The following is a 20,186-nucleotide window of genomic DNA, read 5'->3' on the forward strand; positions in this document are numbered from 1 at the left end:
ACAAACAGCCAAGTCCGTTTGTCAACGGATCACTTCACCTACCCACGGCGACTTTCCCCGAATTATTCACCGCATTTACCTGAATTTTGGGCCGGGCGTTTTGTTTTTCCTCGGCAAATCACCGCTCGCACCGCCCGGCGGCCTGCATAGCAGAAGTTATCAGCCTCATCGGCCGAGTTATTGGACAGTACAGCAGGCGTCGGGTGTACTGATTAACGCGTGATCACATCAGGGACTCTGCAAAGTCGCAGACCCTGCGAGCGAACCGGGCCCGGCCATCGAGCAGGGCTGGTGGGAACTGACAACAGACGGGCCAGCGGGCGCAGGCGCGACCGGCGTGAGCAGCTTCACACCACCAGGGCCCGGTCCCCATATCTCGGTCCATTGAAATCCTGGTTCGTGACTGTCACCTGACATTCGCCCGCCGTCGGTCTTTGGGGGAGTTTCATGCGCACCGCTCAAGTTTTCCCGCAGGACAGCACCAGCGTGGAGAACGATCCCATCGCCGTCGTCGGCCTGGCCTGTCGATTTCCCGGGGCGCCGAACCCGGATGCCTACTGGAAGCTGCTGAGCACCGGCACCGACGCCGTATCCGAATCCCGTCCCGACCGCCCGACCGGTAACCGCCCGGGTGGCTTCCTGGACCACGTCGACCGGTTCGATCCCGAATTCTTCGACATCTCGCCCCGTGAAGCGGCCGCCATGGACCCGCAGCAGCGGCTGGCTCTCGAATTGAGCTGGGAGGCATTCGAGGACGCCGGGATCGTCTCCGCGGACCTGAAAGGCCACCGGGTCGGCGTCTTCGTGGGAGCCATGTGGGACGACTACGCCGCCGTGCTGCACCGGCGCGGCGAGGGCGCGGCCACCCAGCACAGCATGACCGGTCTGCATCGCAGCATCATCGCCAACCGGGTGTCGTACACCTTCGATCTGCGCGGGCCCAGCATGGTGCTGGACACCGGGCAGTCGTCCTCGCTGGTCGCGGTGCACACGGCCTGCGAGAGCCTGCGCCGGGGCGAGGCCGCGCTCGCGCTGGCGGGCGGGGTGAACCTCAACCTCGCGCCGGAGAGCACCCGGTACTCCGAGAAGTTCGGCGGGCTGTCCCCGGACGGCCGCTGCTTCACCTTCGACGCCCGCGCCAACGGCTACGTCCGCGGCGAGGGCGCCGGACTCGTCGTGCTCAAACCCCTCTCCCGGGCCCTCGCCGACAACGACCGCATCCACTGCGTGATCGAGGGCACCGCGATGAACAACGACGGTGCGAGCGAGGGGCTCACCGTCCCCAGTTCCCGGGCGCAGGAGGAGGTGCTGCGCGAGGCGTACCGCAAGGCCGGCGTCGCCGACCTGTCCGACGTGCAGTACGTGGAGCTGCACGGCACCGGGACGAAGAAGGGCGACCCGCTGGAGTCCGCCGCGCTCGGCGCGGTGTTCGGCGCGGACCGGAGCCAGGGCGCACCGCTGCGCGTCGGGTCGGTGAAGACCAACATCGGGCATCTGGAAGCCGCCGCGGGTATCGCCGGACTCATCAAGACGGCACTGAGCATCAGGCACCGACAGATCCCGCCGAGCCTCAACTTCCGCACCCCCAGCCCCCAGATCCCCTTCGACGAGTGGAACCTGCGGGTGCAGACGGAGCTGAGCGGATGGCCGCGCGGTAAGGCCCCGCTGCTGGCGGGCGTCAGCTCCTTCGGCATGGGCGGCACCAACTGCCATGTGGTGCTCTCGGACGCCCACACCAGGGCCGCGGACGCCCCCAGCGGCCACGGCCGGGCATCCGCCGGCCGTCCCACCGGGGCCTCGCCGCTGCTGCCGTGGGTGCTCTCGGGGCGGTCCGCGGCCGCGCTGCGCGCCCAGGCGGAGCGACTGCGCGACCATGTCGCCGCCCACCCCGAACTGGACCCGGCGGACGTCGGGTTCTCCCTCGCCGCCCACCGCACCGCCTTCGAGGAGCGCGCCGTCGTCCTGGGCGGTGAGCGCGGCGACCACCTCGGCGGCCTGGACGCCCTCGTACGCGACGCGCCCGCGCCGAACCTGGTGCGCGGCACCACCCGGGGCGCGGGCCGGACCGCGTTCCTGTTCACCGGGCAGGGCAGCCAGCGCCCCGGGATGGGACGCCACCTCCACGCGACGGTTCCGGCGTTCGCCGACGCGCTAGACGAGGTGTGCGCCCAGCTGGACACCGAGCTGCCCCACCGGCTCAAGGACCTGCTCTTCGCCGAGCCCGGTACGCCCGAGGCGGCCCTGCTGGACGAGACGCGGTTCACCCAGGCCGCGCTGTTCGCGGTGGAGGTCGCGCTCTACCGCCTGATGCGGCGGTGCGGGCTGCGCCCGGACTTCCTGCTCGGCCACTCCATCGGCGAGCTCACCGCCGCCCATGTCGCCGGGGTGCTCTCCCTCGCCGACGCCTGCACCCTGGTCGCCGCCAGGGGCCGGCTGATGCAGCAGGCCACCGCGGGCGGCGCCATGTTCGCGCTGCAGGCCGACGAGCGGGAGGTCCGCGCCGCGCTGGCCGGCCACGAGCGGCTGGTCTCGGTCGCCGCCCTCAACGGCCCGCACACCACGGTGGTATCCGGCGACCGGGAGGCGGCCGGGGCCGTCGCCGCCGGGTTCGCGGCCGACGGCCGCAAGACCAAGCGGCTGCGGGTCAGCCACGCCTTCCACTCGCCGCACATGGACGGCGTACTGGACGAGTTCCGGGACGTGGCCCGGCAGTTGAGCTACCACGCCCCGGACATCCCGCTGGTCTCCAACGTCACCGGGCGGCCGGCCACGGCGGACGAACTCGGCTCGCCGGAGTACTGGACGCGGCACATCCGGGAGGCCGTGCGCTACCACGACGGTGTCCGCCTGCTGCGGTCCGAGGGCGTCACGAGCTATCTGGAGCTCGGTCCCGGCGGGCTGACCGCGATGACCCGGGAGAGCCTGGCCGCGGACGGCGGGCGGCCCGGCGCCGCGGTCGTCCCCCTGCTGCGCGACGGCCGGCCGGAGGACCGCACGGTGGCCGCCGCGCTCGCCGAGGCGTTCGTGCGCGGGGCCGCGGTGGACTTCACGCCGCTCACCGGGTCCTTCGGGGCGCGGGTCGAGCTGCCGACGTACGCCTTCCAGCGGCGGCCGTACTGGATCGGCGGGGCGGACGAGGCGCACACCGCGGCGCGCGCGGATGCCACGGCCGGTGCCGTGCCGGCTCCGCCCGCGGCGCAGGAGCGGTCCGAGCCGGTCGCGGCCGTCGCCGGGGCGGACGTGGCGGAGCTGGTGCGGGCGAGTGTGGCGACGGTGCTCGGGCACCTCTCGTCCGACACCGTCGACACCGGCAGGACGTTCAAGGAGCTGGGCTTCGACTCGCTCACCGCGGTCGAGTTCCGCGACCGGGTGGCCGAGGCGACCGGTCTGGCGCAGCTGGCCCCCACCCTGATCTACAACTACCCGACACCGGCCGAACTGGTGCGCCATCTGCGGGCCGAGCTGTCGGGCGAGCAGCCGACCGCCGAGGACCCGCGGCCGGCGGCGGCCGGTCACGACGAGCCGATCGCCATCGTGGGCATGGGCTGCCGCTTCCCCGGCGGGGTGCGGTCGCCGGAGGACCTGTGGCGGCTCGTGGCCGACGGCGAGGACGCCGTCTCCGCGTTCCCCACCGACCGCGGCTGGCCCACCGACGCACTCCGCGACCCGGAGAACCCGGACGTCCGGTACTCCCGGGAGGGCGGGTTCCTCTACGACGCGGCCGCCTTCGACGCGGGCTTCTTCGGGATCAGCCCGCGCGAGGCGCTCGCCATGGACCCCCAGCAGCGGCTGGTGCTGGAGACGGCCTGGGAGGCGCTGGAGCGGGCGGGCATCGACCCCACGGCGCTGCGCGGCAGCCAGGTCGGGGTGTTCGCCGGCGCGACCGCGCAGGACTACGGCCCCAGGCTGGGCGAGCCGGCCGAGGGCGCGCAGGGCTATCTGCTGACCGGCAACACCGCCAGCGTCATCTCCGGCCGGGTGGCCTACACCCTCGGCCTGGAGGGCCCGGCGGTCACCGTGGACACGGCCTGCTCGTCGTCGCTGGCGGCGCTGCACATGGCGAGCCGGTCCCTCCGGCAGGGCGAGTGCACGATGGCGCTGGCCGGCGGGGTGACGGTGATGGCGACGCCGGGCATGTTCGTGGAGTTCGCCCAGCAGCGCGGTCTGGCGCCCGACGGCCGCTGCAAGCCGTTCGCGGCCGCCGCCGACGGCACCGGCTGGAGCGAGGGCGTGGGCATGGTGGTCCTGGAGCGGCTGTCGGACGCCCGGCGCCACGGCCACCGGGTGCTCGCGCTGGTGCGCGGCTCGGCGGTCAACCAGGACGGCGCCAGCAACGGCCTGACGGCGCCGAACGGACCGTCGCAGGAGCGGGTGATCCGCCAGGCGCTGGCCGACGCCCGGGTGTCCGCACGGGACGTCGACGCGGTGGAGGCGCACGGCACGGGCACGAGGCTGGGCGATCCGATCGAGGCGCAGGCGCTGGTGGCCACCTACGGCCGGGACCGGGCCGACGGCGAGCCGCTGCGGCTGGGATCGGTGAAGTCGAACATCGGGCACACCCAGGCGGCCGCCGGGGTGGCCGCGGTGATCAAGATGGTGATGGCGCTGCAGCACGGCCGGCTGCCCGCCAGCCTGCACATCGACCGGCCGACCCCGCATGTGGACTGGTCCGCGGGCTCGGTGGCGCTGCTGACCGACGGCGTGCCGTGGCCGGCGGGCGAACGGGTGCGCCGGGCGGGCGTCTCCTCGTTCGGCATCAGCGGCACCAACGTCCACGCCATCTTGGAGGAGGCCCCCGCCGACGACGGGCCCGCGTCCGGGCCCGCCGACCGGCCCGCCGCACCGACGGGCCCGGTGGCCTGGCCGCTGTCGGCGAAGACCCCGCAGGCGCTGCGCGGCCAGGCCGCCGTTCTGCGGACGCACCTGGACGACTGTGACGGGCTCGACGCCGCCGACGTGGGCTACTCCCTGGCGACCACCCGGGCCGCGTTCGAGCACCGCGCCGTGCTGATCGGCGACGACCGGCGGCAACTGGCCGCCGCCCTGGACACGCTGGCGCAGGACGCCCCGTCGGAGACGGTGGTCCGGGGCCTGGCCGTCCCCGGCGCGGAAAGGGTGTTCGTCTTCCCGGGGCAGGGCGCGCAGTGGGACCGGATGGCGGTCGAACTCCTGGACTCCTCGGCGGTGTTCCGCGAGCGGATGGAGGAGTGCGCGGCGGCGCTCGGCGAGGTCGTGGACTGGTCGCTGCTGGACGTGCTGCGCGGTGCCCCCGGCGCGCCGACCCTGGAGCGGGTCGACGTCGTACAACCGGTGCTGTTCGCGATGATGGTGTCGCTGGCCCGGCTGTGGGAGTCCTACGGTGTGCGGCCGACCGCGGTGATCGGGCACAGCCAGGGCGAGATCGCCGCGGCCTGCGTCGCGGGCGGGCTGACCCTGGCGGACGCCGCGCGGATCGTGGCGCTGCGCAGCCAGGCGCTGACCGCGATCTCCGGGCGCGGCGGGATGGTGTCGGTGTCGCTGTCGGCCGAGCGGGTGCGCCGACTGCCCTGCTGGGACGAGCGTCTCGACCTCGCCGTGGTCAACGGCCCCTCGTCGGTGGTGGTCTCCGGAGAGCCGGCCGCGCTGGAGGAGCTGCTGGCGGTGTGCGCCGCCCGCGACATCCGCGCCAAGCAGATACCGGTGAGCTACGCGGCGCACTCCGCGCAGGTCGAGGCCATTCGCGAGCGGCTGCTGGACGCGCTGAGCGAGGTCGAGCCCCGCGCGGGCGAGGTCCCCTTCTACTCGACGGTGACCGGGGAACTGCTCGACACCGGCACGCTCGACGCCGAGTACTGGTACCGCAACCTGCGCGAACCGGTCCAGTTCGAGCGGGCCATGGGCACGGTCCTGAAGAAGGGCCACACGCTGCTGGTCGAGGTCAGCCCGCACCCGGTGCTCGGCGTCGGCGCCCAGGAGGCCATCGACGCACTCGGCGGGTCCGGCGCGGTCGTGGGCTCGCTGCGCCGCGGCGAGGGCGGCCCCCGGCGGTTCCTGACCTCGCTCGCGCAGGCCCATGTGCTCGGCGCCCCGGTGGACTGGACGGCCGTCTTCGCCGGCTCCGGCGCGACGCGGACGCAGCTGCCCACCTACTCCTTCCAGCACCAGCGGTACTGGCTGACGCCGCCCGAGCCCGAGGCCGCCGTGGCGCGGGGCGACGGGGCACAGGCGCGGTTCTGGCAGGTGGTGGAGCGCGGCGACGCGGAGGGGCTGGCCGCCGAGATCGGCCTCCAGGACCCGGACGCCCTGCGCGCGTTGCTCCCGACGCTGTCCGCGTGGCGCCGTCGACAGAGCGAGCGGGCCCTGGTCGACTCCTGGCGCTACCAGGTCACATGGCAGCCGTTGCCGCAGATGCCGGTGGGCACTTTGACCGGCCGGTGGCTGGTGCTGCTGCGCGAGGGCGCCGAGCGGCAGCAGTCCGCGGCGGCCGCCGTGGACGCCCTGGGCCGCAGCGGCGCACAGGTGGTCACGCTGGCGGTGCGGCCCGGCATCGGGCGGAGCGACCTGGCGCAGCGGCTGCGTGCCGCGGCCGGCGAGGGGCCTCAGCCGGCCGGTGTGCTGTCGCTGCTGGCACCGTCGGCGCCCGCCGGGCCGGTGCTCCCCTCGGGCTCGGAGCAGTGGGCCGACGCTTTGACGCTGGTCCAGGCGCTCGGCGACGCCGAGATCCCGGCACGGCTGTGGTGGGTGACCCAGGGCGCGGTGGCCGTGGGCGCCGGTGACACGGTGGCCTCGCCCGACCAGGCGCAGGTATGGGGTCTGGGCCGGGTCGCCGCCGTGGAGTTCCCCGAGCGCTGGGGCGGACTGGTCGATCTGCCTGCGGAGGCGGGCAGCGCCGTCGTCGGGCGGCTGCCGGCCGTGCTGGCCGGTCCGTCGGCCGCGCAGGGCGAGAACCAGGTGGCGCTGCGCGCGGCGGGGGTGTTCGCCCGCAGGCTGGTGCGCGCACCGCGACCCGACAGCGCCCCTGGGCGGCGCTGGGAGCCGCGCGGCACCGCGCTGGTCACCGGCGGCACCGGCGCGCTCGGCGCGCACGCCGCGCGCTGGCTGGCCGAGCGGGGCGCCGAGCACCTCGTACTGGTCAGCCGCAGCGGGCCACAGGCGGCGGGCGTCGCCGCGCTGGAGGAACAGCTGACGGCCCTCGGCGCGCGGGTCACCGTCCTCGCCTGCGACGTCGGCGACCGTGACGCGCTGGCCCGGCTGCTGGCCGGGCTGGAGGCGGACGGCAGCCCGGTGCGCACCGTCGTCCACACGGCGGGCCTGATCGAGAACACCCCGCTCGACTCGCTGACCCCGCAGCGCTTCGCGGAGGTGGTACGGGCCAAGGCCGACGCCGCGCTGCATCTGCACGAGCTCACCCGCGACCGGGACCTGGACGCCTTCGTGCTGTTCTCCTCCGTCTCCGGGATGTGGGGCAGCGCGGGCAACGGCGGTTACGCGGCGGCGAACGCCTTCCAGGACGCCCTCGCGGAGTACCGCAGGTCGCAGGGCCTGCCGGCCACTTCGGTGATCTGGGGCCCGTGGGCCGGCGACGGGATGATGGCCCGCGACGGTATGGACGAGACGGTGGTCCGCCACGGGATCCGGCTGCTGGACCCGGAACGGGCGGTCGAGACGCTCGGGCAGTGCCTTGACGCCGACGCCTCGGCGCCGGTCGTCGTCGACGTGGACTGGGCCGCGTTCTTCCCGGCGTTCACCGCGAAGAGCCCGAGCCTGCTCTTCGCCGAGGTGCCCGAAGTGCGGCGGGCGGCCGAGGAGTCGGCGGCGCCGGGGCCGGAGGGCGCCGACGCCGACGCCGCCGCGACATGGGCGACACGGCTCGCGGAGCTGGCGCCGGCGCGCCGCCGGGAGACCGCCTCCCGGCTCGTGCGCGGACAGGTGGCGGCCGTACTGGGCTACGCCGACGCGGACGCGGTCGGTGACCGTGCGCCCTTCAAGGACCTGGGCGTCGACTCGGTGATCGCGGTGGAGCTGCGCAACCGGATCCAGGCCGACACCGGGCTGCGGCTGCCGGTCACCGTGGTGTTCGACCACCCCACACCGGCGCGGCTGGTGGATTTCCTGCTGGCTGCGGCGATCGGGGACGACCGGGCACCCGACACGGAAATCCCGGAGCCGGTCAGCGAGAAGGAACTACAGCGCAAGAAGGAACTGCTTGACGCGGAAGCACGGATAAACGAGATGGACGCCGACGACCTGGTGCGGCTCATGCTCGGCGAAGAGTAGCAACGCACCGAAGAGAACTCCGTTCCAAGGCAACCGATCTGTGAGGAACCATGGCCACGTCGCCGGATAAAATCGTCGATGCCCTGCGCGCGTCAATGAAGGAGACGGAGCGGCTGCGGCAGGAGAACGAGGATCTGCTCTCCGCCGCGCACGAGCCGATCGCCATCGTCGGCATGGGCTGCCGGCTGCCCGGCGACGTCCGCAGCCCGGAGCAGTTCTGGCAGCTCATCGCCTCGGGCGGCGACGCGATCTCGGGGTTGCCGACGGACCGGGGCTGGGATCTGGAGGCTTTGTTCGACCCGGACGCGGACCGCTCGGGCACCGTGTACACGCGCCACGGCGGATTTCTCGGCGATATCGCCGAATTCGACGCCGAGTTCTTCGGGATCAGCCCGCGCGAGGCGACCGCGATGGACCCGCAGCAGCGGCTGCTGCTGGAGACCTCCTGGGAAACGCTGGAGCGCGCCGGAATCGATCCGACGACGCTGCAGGGCAGTCGCACCGGTGTGTATCTGGGAACCGCCTTCCAGGATTACGCGACGCGCGCCAAGCCGGCCGAACTCGGTGAATACGAGGGGTATTTCCTGACCGCGGGGGCGGCGAGCGTGCTCTCGGGCCGCATCGCGTACACGCTCGGCCTCGAAGGCCCGGCGGTCACCGTCGACACCGCCTGCTCGGCGTCGCTGGTGGCGATCCACGCCGCGTGCCAGGCGCTGCGCCGCGCCGAGTGCACCCTCGCGCTGGCCGGTGGCGTCACCGTGATGACCACCCCCCATCAGCTGCAGGGGTTCAGCCGGCAGCGCGGGCTGTCCCCGGACGGGCGGTGCCGGTCCTTCGCGGCGGCGGCGGACGGCACGGGCCTGTCCGAAGGCGTCGGCGTGCTGCTGCTGGAGCGGCTGTCCGACGCCCAGCGGCTCGGCCACCAGGTCCTGGCCGTGGTGCGCGGCAGCGCCACCAACCAGGACGGGGCGAGCAACGGGCTGGCCGCGCCCAACGGCCCCTCGCAACAGCGGGTGATCCGCCAGGCGCTGGCCGACGCCCGGCTGACCGCCGCCGAGGTGGACGCGGTGGAGGCGCACGGCACCGCCACCACGCTGGGCGACCCGATCGAGGCGCAGGCGCTGCTGGCCACCTACGGCCAGGACCGCACCGACCCGGTGTGGCTGGGCTCGGTGAAGTCCAACATCGGGCACACCCAGGCGGCGGCCGGCGTCGTCGGCGTCATGAAGATGGTGCTGGCGATGCAGCACGGCGTACTGCCGCCGACCCTGCACGTCGACGAACCGACGCCGCATGTGGACTGGTCGTCGGGGCGGCTGGAGCTGCTGACCGAGGCGGTGGACTGGCCGCGGACCGACCGTCCCCGCCGCGCCGGTGTGTCGTCGTTCGGCATCAGCGGCACCAACGCCCATGTGGTGCTGGAGCAGGCGCCCGCGGCGGACGGGCCCACCGCCGAGGCCGCCGGCGGCACCCCGCCGCGGGTGGTGCCCTGGGTGCTGTCCGCGCGCAGCGCCGACGCCGTACGGGAGCAGGCCCGCAATCTGCTGGCCCGGCTGGACGAGGGCGACGAGCCGGCCGCGGTGGACGTCGGGTACGCGCTGGCGACCACGCGGTCGGCCTTCGCGCACCGGGCCGCGCTGGTCGCGGCGAGCGGTGCGGAGCTCACACGGGGCCTGGCCGCGCTGGCCGAGGACCGCCCCGATCCGGGGCTGACGCTCGGTACGGCGGTGCGCGGCAAGCTCGGGTTCCTCTTCACCGGCCAGGGCAGCCAGCGCGTGGGCATGGGACGCGAGCTGTACGAGGCGTCGCCGGTGTTCGCCGAGGCGTTCGACGCGGTGTGCGCGGAGCTGGACCGGCATCTGGAACTGCCGCTGCGCGACGTGGTGTTCGGGGCCGCCGGCGACGACGGGCTGCTGGACCGCACCGGGTACACCCAGCCGGCGCTGTTCGCCCTGGAAGTGGCGCTGTTCCGGCTCTTCGCGCACTGGGGCGTCGTCCCGGACCAGGTGGCCGGCCACTCCATCGGGGAGGTGAGCGCCGCGCATGTGGCCGGGGTGCTCTCACTGCCGGACGCGGCGGCACTGGTGGCGGCGCGCGGCCGGCTGATGCAGGCCCTTCCGGAGGGCGGCGCGATGGTCGCCGTGCAGGCCACCGAGGACGAGGTGCGGCCGCTGGTGGCGGAGCGTGCGGCGCTGATCGACCTGGCCGCGGTGAACGGGCCGTCCTCCGTGGTGGTCGCCGGTGCGGAGCAGGCGGTGCAGGAGGTCGCCGCGCACTTCGCGGCACAGGGACGCAAGACCAAGCAGCTGACGGTCTCCCACGCCTTCCACTCGCCACTGATCGACGCCATGCTGCCGGAGTTCCGCCAGGTGGTCTCCCAACTGTCGTTCCACTCCCCCGAGATCCCGGTGGTGTCCACCCTGACCGGCCGGGAGATCACGCCGGAGGAGATCCGGACGCCGGAGTACTGGGTGCGGCACGCCCGCGGGACCGTACGGTTCGCCGACGCGGTCCGCGTCATGGAAGCCGAGGGCGTACGCACCTTCCTGGAGCTGGGCCCCGACGGAGTGCTGTCGGCGATGGGGCGGGAGAGCCTCACCTCGGCGGACGCCGACCTGGCCCCGGCGCTGCGGGCGGACCGCGGCGAGGAGCTCGCGGCGACCACCGCACTGGCCCGGCTGCACACCCGCGGCGTGCCGGTGGACTGGCGGGCGTTCTACGCCGGGTCCGGCGCGCGGGCGGCCGAGCTGCCCGTCTACCCCTTCCAGGGCACCCGCTACTGGCTGCCCGCGCCCGCGTCCTCGGCGGCCGTGGGCTCCGCCGGCCTGTCCACGGCCGACCACCCGCTGCTCGGCGCGGTGGTGTCGCTGGCCGACGACGACGAACTGCTCTTCACCGGACGGCTCTCGACCGGCGCGCACGGCTGGATCACCGACCACGCGGTGTTCGGCCAGGCGCTGCTGCCCGGCACGGGGTTCCTCGAACTGGCCCTGCACGCGGGCGAACGGGTCGGTCTCGACCTCGTGGAGGAGTTGACCTTCCACACCCCGCTGGTGCTCCCCGAACGCGACGCGGTCACCCTGCAGGTGCGGGTGGGCGGTGCGAACGAGTCCGGCCGGCGGTCGCTGAGCCTGCACTCCCGGCCGGACGGCGCGGCCGACGACGAGCCGTGGACCCTGCACGCCACCGGTCTGCTCGCGCGGGCCGGGGCGCCCGCCGACCAGGAGGAACTGGCCGTGTGGCCGCCGCGCGGCGCGGAGCCGGTGGACGTCGCCGGGCTCTACCCGCTGATGGCCGAGACCGGCCTGGACTATGGGCCGGTGTTCCAGGGGCTGCGGGCCGCCTGGCAACGCGGTGACGAACTGTTCGTGGAGACCGTGCTGCCGGAGGGCTCCGGCGCCGAGGAGTTCGGCGTGCATCCCGCGCTGCTGGACTCGGCGCTGCACGGGGTCGCGCTGAACGTCGTGCTGCCCGAGTGGGACCAGGCCCGGCTGCCGTTCTCCTGGCGCGGGGTGACCCGGTACGCCACCGGCGCACCTCGGCTGCGGGTGCGCCTGGCGCCGGTCGGTACGGACGCGGTGTCCGTGGTGGCCGCCGACGACACGGGCCGGCCCGTGCTGTCGGCCGACGCGCTGGTGCTGCGCCCGGCCTCGCGCGACCGGATCGAGGCGGCCGGCACCGCCACCCGCGACCGGCTCTTCCAGGTGGGCTGGGAGACCCTCGCCCCCACCGCGGCCCGGGATGCGGCCGCGACCTGGGCGGTGGTGGGCACCGGCGCCGGCGATCTGGCGCCGTACCTCGCCGACCGGCCCGTCGGCACCCACCCGGACCTGGCCTCGCTGGCCCGGACGCTGGACGCGGGCGGGCAGGCCCCCGACACGGTGCTGGTGTCCTGCCGCGCCGACGCGGGCCCGGTGGCCGATCGCGCCGACGCGGTGCGGGCCGCCGCCCACCGGGCGCTCGACCTGGTGCACCGCTGGCTGGCCGAGGAGCGCTTCGCCGGCAGCCGGCTGGTGGTGGTGACCCACCGTGCCGTCGCCGTGGGCGCCGAGGACGTCACCGACCTCGCGCACAGCGCCGTATGGGGCCTGGTGCGCACGGCCCAGTCGGAGAACCCGGGCCGCATCGCCCTGCTCGACCTCGACGGCCATGTGGACTCCCACGACCGGCTGGCCGACGCCCTCGCCTCGCGGGAGCCGCAACTGGCGGTGCGGGTCGGTGAGTTGAGGGCGCCCCGGATGACGCGGCTGCGCCCCGAGCGGGCGCTGTCCGCCCCGGCGACGCCGACCTGGCGGCTGGGCGTCGACGGCGGCGGGACGCTGGAGAGCCTCGCCCTGCTCGACCACCCCGAGGCCGGTGCGCCGCTGGCCCCCGGTCAGATACGGGTGGGCGTGCGGGCGGCCGGGCTGAACTTCCGCGATGCGCTGAGCGCCCTGGGCATGTACCCCGGCGAGGCCGGACCGCTCGGCGTGGAGGGCGCCGGTGTCGTGCTCGAAGTGGGCCCCGGCGTCGCGTCGGTGGCGCCCGGCGACCGGGTCCTGGGCATGATCTTCGGCGGGATCGGCCCGGTCGCCGTGACCGACCACCGGATGGTCGCCAAGATCCCCGACGGCTGGTCGTTCGCGCAGGCGGCGGCCGTCCCCGCGGTGTTCCTCACCGCCTCCTACGCGCTGATCGACCTGGCGGACCTGCGGCCCGGCGAGTCGGTGCTGGTGCACGCCGGGACCGGCGGCGTCGGCATGGCCGCCGTACAGCTGGCCAGGCACCTGGGAGCGGAGGTGTACGCGACCGCGAGCCCGGCGAAGTGGGAGACCCTGCGGTCGATGGGGCTGGACGACGCGCACATCGCCTCCTCCCGGACCCTGGAGTTCGAGGAGAAGTTCCGGCGGACCAGCCAGGGCCGGGGCGTGGACGTCGTGCTGAACTCCCTGGCCGGGGAGTTCGTGGACGCCTCGCTGCGGCTGCTCGGCGCGGACGGCCGGTTCCTGGAGATGGGCAAGACCGACGTCCGGGACCCCCAGACCGTCGCGGACGCCCACGACGGCGCCTCCTACCAGGCGTTCGACCTCGTCGACGCGGGACCCGAGCGCACCGAGGCGATGCTGGACGCGCTGCTCGGCCTGTTCGCGGACGGCGCGCTGCGGCTGCCGCCGGTGACCCCGTGGGACGTCCGGCACGCGGCCGACGCCTTCCGGTTCATCAGCCAGGCACGCCACATCGGCAAGGTGGTGCTCACCGTGCCGTCCGGGCTCGATCCGCAGGGCACGGTCCTGATCACCGGCGGCACCGGCGCGCTCGGCGGCGCCCTCGCCCGCCGGCTGGTGGACCGGCACGGGGTACGGCATCTGACGCTCGTCAGCCGCCGGGGCGCGAAGGCCCCCGGAGCGGACGCCCTGGTGGCCGAACTCACCGAGCGGGGCGCCGTGGTGACGCTCGCGGCCTGCGACGTCGCCGACCGTGCCGCGGTGCGGCACCTGCTCGCCTCGGTGCCGGCCGAGCACCCGCTGACCGCCGTGGTGCACACGGCCGGGGTGCTGGACGACGGGGTGCTGGCCTCGCTCACCCCCGAGCGGCTGGACACCGTGCTGCGCCCCAAGGCGGACGCGGCACTGCTCCTGGACGAGTTCACCCGGGACGCGGACCTCGCCGCGTTCGTGCTGTTCTCCTCGACCGCCGGTGTGCTCGGCGGACCGGGGCAGGCGAACTACGCCGCGGCCAACGTCCTGCTGGACTCCCTGGCCGGCCACCGCAAGGCCGCGGGTCTGCCCGCGGTGTCGCTGGCGTGGGGCCCGTGGGAGGACTCCGGCAGCATGCTCGGCGGGCTGGGCGAGGTGGACCTGGTGCGGCTCGGCCGCACCGGTCTGGTGCCGCTCGCCGACGAGGAGGGCCTGGACCTCTTCGACGCCGCCGTCGCGAGCGGCGAGGCCGCCGTCATCCCGGCCAGGGTCGACGCCGCGATGCTGCGCCAGACGCCGGCGGACGAGATGCCGCACATGCTGCGCGGGCTCACCAGGAAGCCCGGGCGCCGGGCCGGCGGTGCGGCGCACCGGCCCGCCGCGGCCGCGGCGCTGCAGAGCCGACTGGCCGCCGCCTCCGAGGCCGAGGGCGAGCAGCTGCTGCTCGACCTGGTGCGGCTGCACGCCGCGACGGTGCTCGGTCACGCCGACGGTGCGACGGTCGCGGCCGACCTCGCGTTCAAGGAGCTGGGCTTCGACTCGCTGACCGCGGTGGAACTGCGCAACCGCCTGGGCGGTGCCGTCGGCACGCAGCTGTCCTCCACCCTGATCTTCGATCATCCGACGCCGGCCCTGCTGGCGCGCCATCTGCGGACCGAGCTGCTGGGCGCCGAGGTCGACCGGTCGACCGCCGCCGCGCAGGCGGTGGTCGTGGACGACGACCCGATCGCGATCGTCTCGATGAGCTGCCGCTACCCCGGCGGCATCGCGACGCCGGAGGACCTGTGGCAGCTGGTCACCGACGAGTCGGACACGGTCTCGCCGTTCCCGTCCGACCGCGGCTGGGACGTGGCGGCCCTCTACGACCCGGACGGGAGCCGGCCGGGCACGACGTATGTGCGGGTGGGCGGATTCCTCGACGACGCCGCGCGGTTCGACGCGGGGCTGTTCGGGATCAGCCCGCGCGAGGCGCTGGCGATGGACCCGCAGCAGCGGCTGCTGCTGGAGACCTCCTGGGAGGCGCTGGAGCGGGCCGGGATCGACCCGCTGTCGCTGAAGGGCGAGCAGGTCGGGGTGTTCGTCGGGGCCGCGAACCAGGGCTACCCCTCGGACCCGCGCCAGGCTCCCGAGGACCTGGGCGGCTATCTGCTGACCGGCAGCACCTCCAGCGTCATGTCCGGCCGGATCGCCTACGCCTTCGGTGTGGAGGGGCCGGCGGTGACCCTCGACACCGCCTGCTCCTCGTCCCTGGTGGCGCTGCACATGGCCGTACAGGCCCTGGAGCGCAACGAGTGCTCGCTGGCCGTGGCCGGGGCGGCCGCCGTCATGGCGTCGCCCGACATCTTCCTGGAGTTCAGCCGCCAGCGCGGGCTGTCCCCGGACGGCCGCTGCAAGGCCTTCGCGGCGGCCGCGGACGGCACCGGCTGGGGCGAGGGCGTCGGCACGCTGCTGCTGGAGCGGCTGTCGGACGCGCGCCGCAACGGCCACCCGGTGCTGGCCCTGGTCCGCGGCTCGGCGATCAACTCCGACGGTGCCAGCAACGGCCTGACCGCACCGAACGGCCCCTCCCAGCAGCGGGTGATCCGACAGGCGCTGGCCAACGCCCGGCTGTCGGCCGACGACGTCGACGCGGTGGAGGCGCACGGCACGGGCACCAGGCTCGGCGACCCGATCGAGGCCCAGGCCCTGTCGGCGACGTACGGGCGCGAGCGCGCCGAGGACCGGCCGCTGTGGCTGGGCTCGGTGAAGTCCAACATCGGGCACACCCAGGCCGCCGCGGGACTGGCCGGCGTGATCAAGATGGTCGCGGCGATGCGGCACGGGGTACTGCCCCGGACGCTGCACGTCGACCGGCCCACGCCGGAGATCGACTGGTCCGGGAGCGGGCTGGCGCTGCTGACCGAGGCCACGCCGTGGCCCGAGACCGGGCGGCCGCGCCGGGCCGCGGTCTCCTCCTTCGGCATCAGCGGCACCAACGCCCATGTGATCATCGAGCAGTCCCCGGCCGCGACCGGCGAGCCGGCGGCGAGCACCGCTGAGCCGGACGCCGCCGCCCCGCTCACGGCCCTGCCGTGGGCGCTGTCCGGCAAGACCGAGGAGGCGCTGCGCGCACAGGCGCGCCGGCTGCTGACCCACCTCGCCGGCACCGCCGACCCCGACCCGGTGGCCATCGGCCACTCCCTGGCCACCACCCGCGCCACGCTCGACCACCGCGCCGTGGTGGTCGCGGACGGGCAGCAGGCCCTGCTGGAGGGGCTCACCGCGCTGGCCGAGGGCCGCGAGGCGGACTCGGTCGTCCAGGGCGCGGCCCGCAACCGCGGCAGGACGGTGTTCGTCTTCTCCGGCCAGGGGTCGCAGTGGCCGGGGATGGCCGCCGAACTGCTCGACGCCGACGAGGTGTTCGCCGAGCGGATCCGGGAGTGCGAGGCCGCCCTGGCCCCCTTCGTGGACTGGTCCCTGACGGACCTGCTGCGCGGCGCCCCCGACGCGCCGTCGCTGGACCGGGTCGACGTCGTCCAGCCCGCGCTGTTCTCGGTGATGGTGTCACTGGCCCGGCTGTGGCAGTCCTTCGGGGTGCAGCCGCACGCGGTGATGGGCCACAGCCAGGGCGAGATCGCCGCCGCCTGCGTGGCCGGCGCGCTGTCGCTGGACGACGCGGCCCGAGCGGTGGCCCTGCGCAGCAAGGCGCTGGCCGCGATGTCGGGCCAGGGCGGCATGGTGTCCGTCGCGCTGGGCGAGGAGGCGGCGTCCCACCTGGTGGCGCGGTGGGACGGTCGGCTCTCCGTCGCCTCGGTGAACGGCGCGTCGTCCACGGTCGTCTCCGGGGACCTGGACGCGCTGGAGGAGTTGCTGGCGCACTGCAAGCAGGACGGGGTACGGACCCGAACCCTCCCGGTGGACTACGCCTCGCACTCCCCGCAGGTCGAGCAGGTCCGCGACCGGCTGCTGGCGGAGCTGGCCCCCCTGACGCCCCGGCGCTCGCAGATCCCCTTCTACTCGACGGTCACCGGCACGGAGCTGGACACCACGGCGCTGGACGCCGAGTACTGGTTCCGCAACCTGCGGCAGACCGTCCACCTGGAGCGGGTGACCCGCCTGCTGCTGGAGCAGGGCTACGACGTCTTCGTCGAGGCCAGTCCGCACCCCGTACTGACCATGGCGATCCAGGAGACGATGGACGCCGCGGACGTCGCCCACGGCATCACGGTGGGCTCGCTGCGCCGCGACGACGGTGGTCCGGCGCGCTTCTTGGCCTCGGCCGCGCAGCTGCACACCAGCGGCGTGACGCTGGACTGGGCCGCGGCGTTCGCCGGCCGCCGCACCGGCCGCGCCGAGCTGCCGACCTACCCCTTCGGGGGTGAGCGGTACTGGCTGGAGCGGGTCGGCGGATCGGGCGAGGTGACCTCGGCCGGCCTGGGCACGACCCGCCATCCGCTGCTCGGCGCCCTGGTCGCCCTGCCCGGCTCGGCCGGCACGGTGCTGGCCGGACGGCTGTCGGTCAAGGCCCAGCCCTGGCTCGCCGACCACGCGGTGCTGGACACGGTGCTCTTCCCCGGCACGGGGCTGGTCGAACTGGTGCTGCGCGCCTGCGAGGAGAGCGGCTGCGACACGATCGAGGAGCTCACCCTCCTCGCACCGCTGGTCGTCGACGCGGACGGCGCGGTCCAGCTGCGGGTGATGGCCGGCGAAGTGGACGACACCGGGCGGTGCCCGGTGGAGGTGCACTCCCGGCCGGAGGACGCGCCCGCGGACGCGCCGTGGCTCCAGCACGCCGTCGGTGTGCTGGCCACCCGCAGCCCCGCACCGCCGGACCGGTCGCCCCAGTGGCCGCCGTCGGACGCGGAGCCGGTGGCGCTGGACGACGGGTACGCGGTGCTGGCGGCGGCCGGACTCGACTACGGCCCGGCCTTCCAGGGGCTGCGCGGGGTCTGGCGGCAGGGCCCGGACGTCTTCGCCGAGGTCCAACTCCCCGACGAGGCGCAGGCCGGGCAGTACGGCCTGCATCCGGCGCTCTTCGACGCGGCCCTGCACGCGATCGTGCTGGGCGGGCTGGTGGCCGACGCCACCGAGCCGCGGCTGCCGTACGCCTGGAACGACGTGTACCTGCACACCACGGGGGCGTCGACGCTGCGCGTACGGCTGTCCCCGGCGGGCCCGGACGCGGTGTCGCTGACGGCGGTCGACGCGTCCGGCGAACCGGTGCTCTCGGTCGGGTCGCTGAGGGTGCGGCCGGTACCGCCGGGGTCCCTCGGCAACGCCCGCCGGGTGTCGCACCGTTCGCTGTTCCGGATCACCGGTGAGCAGCTCGCGCCGCCTGCGGCGCCCGCCCCGGTCACCGGCACCTGGGCGGTGCTGGGGCCGGACGACCTCCAGCTGGGGGCCGTCATGGAGGCCGCCGGGGCACGGCTCGACGGGTACGAGGACCTGGACGCGCTGGGCTCGGCGGTCGGCTCCGGAGCGCCCCTGCCCGACGTGGTCGTGGTGCCCTGCCTGTGCGACCCGCAGGAGGACGCGGGCCCGGCCCGGGCCGCTCGCGAGGCGACCCACCGGGCGCTGGCCCAGGCGCAGGCCTGGGTCGCCGACGAGCGGTTCGCCGGCTCGCGGCTGGTCTTCGTCACCCGTCACGCGATGGACGTCGACGACGAGGGCAGCGGACACGACCTGCGGCAGGTGCCGTTGTGGGGTCTGGTGCGCTCGGCGCAGTCGGAGCACCCCGGCCGGTTCGGCCTGCTGGACACCGACGAGGACGCCGCCTCCCGCCGCGCCCTGCCGGCGGCCCTGGCGTCCGAGGAGCCCCAACTGGTCCTCCGCGGCGGCGTGCTGCGCGCGGTGCGCCTCGCCCGGGTCCCGGCGGCCGCCGAGGAGCCGGCCGGGCAGCCGGCGCTCGCGGCGGACGGCACGGTACTGATCACCGGCGGCACCAGCGGACTGGGCGAGTTGATCGCCCGTCACCTGGTGGCGCGGCACGGCGTCACCAGGCTGCTGCTCACCAGCCGCAGCGGTCCCGCGGCGGCCGGCGCGGCCGAGCTGGAGGCGGACCTGGCCGGGCAGGGAGCCCACGTCACGGTGGCGGCCTGCGACGTGGCCGACCGGGACGCCCTGGCGGCGGTGCTCGGCCGGATCCCGGCGGAGCATCCGCTGACCGCCGTGGTGCACGCCGCCGGTGTGCTGGACGACGGGGTGCTCACCGCGCAGACGCCGGAGCGGATCGACCGGGTGCTGCGGCCCAAGGTGGACGGCGCGCTGAACCTGCACGAACTCACCCGGGACGCACCGCTGTCGGCCTTCGTGCTGTTCTCCTCGGCCGCCGGGGTGCTGGGCACCGCGGGGCAGAGCGGTTACGCGGCGGCGAACGCCTTCCTGGACGCGCTCGCGCGCAGCCGGCGGGCCGCCGGTCTGCCGGGCAGCTCACTGGCGTGGGGAATGTGGGAGCAGCGCAGCGGTCTGACCGGCGAGCTGTCCGAGGCGGACCTGCGGCGCATGGCGAGGTCCGGGGTCGGACAACTGCCCACCGAGGAGGGCCTGGCGCTGTTCGACGCGGCGCTGGCGGCGCCGCACGCCGTGCTGGTGCCGATGAGGCTGGACCCCGCGGCGATGCTGGCCGCGGGCGAACCCGGGCTGGTGCCGTCGGTGCTGCGCACGGTGGTGAGGGCCGGGCGGCGCCGCGGTGGCGCCGGGACGGCGGGCGGAGCGGACGGGTCGTTCGCGGCGCGGGTGGCCGAACTCCCCGCCGAGGAGCGGGAGCCGGCGCTCCTGAGCCTGGTGCGGGAGCAGGCGGCAACGGTGCTGGGGCTCGCCTCGCCCGACGCCGTCCAGGACACCCGGGGCTTTTTGCAGATGGGCTTCGACTCGCTGACCGCGGTCGAGCTGCGCAGCCGGCTGGGCGCGGCCACCGGCCTGCGGCTGCCGGCCACGCTCGTCTTCGACCAGGCCACACCGGCCGACGCGGCCCGCTACCTGCGTGACCGGCTCTTCCCCGAGAGCCGGGAGCTGACCGAGTCCGAGGCGGAGGAGAAGAGGTTCCGCGAGGCGCTGGCCTCGATTCCGCTGGCCCGCTTCCGGCAGGCCGGTCTGCTGGCGGACGTGCTCCGGCTCGCCGGCGGCGAGGCGGCCGCGGAGCCGGCACAGGCGGGCGAGGCGGCCGGGATCGACGACATGGACGTCGAGGATCTCGTGCGCACGGCCTTCGGCGGGGACAAGTCCTGATCTTGGATGCGAATTGCGGGAGGGGTCATGGCCACATCGTCTGAAGCG

2 protein-coding genes are annotated in these 20,186 nt (G+C 74.9%); both read left to right on the forward strand.

The features are described from left to right. Positions 1-486: 486 nt before the first annotated feature. Positions 487-8,256 carry a type I polyketide synthase gene (locus tag ACFWZH_RS32595; RefSeq protein WP_384439528.1) on the forward strand — a complete coding sequence of 2,590 codons (7,770 nt, stop codon included), beginning with the start codon at positions 487-489 and terminating at the stop codon, positions 8,254-8,256. A 50-nt stretch (positions 8,257-8,306) separates the two neighbouring features. Beyond that, positions 8,307-20,138, forward strand: a complete 11,832-nt coding sequence (locus tag ACFWZH_RS32600) for an SDR family NAD(P)-dependent oxidoreductase (protein ID WP_384439531.1) — start codon at positions 8,307-8,309, stop codon at positions 20,136-20,138. Positions 20,139-20,186 lie beyond the last annotated feature (48 nt).

The organism is Streptomyces sp. NPDC059008 (genome assembly GCF_042749045.1).
Classification (GTDB): Bacteria; Actinomycetota; Actinomycetes; order Streptomycetales; family Streptomycetaceae; genus Streptomyces.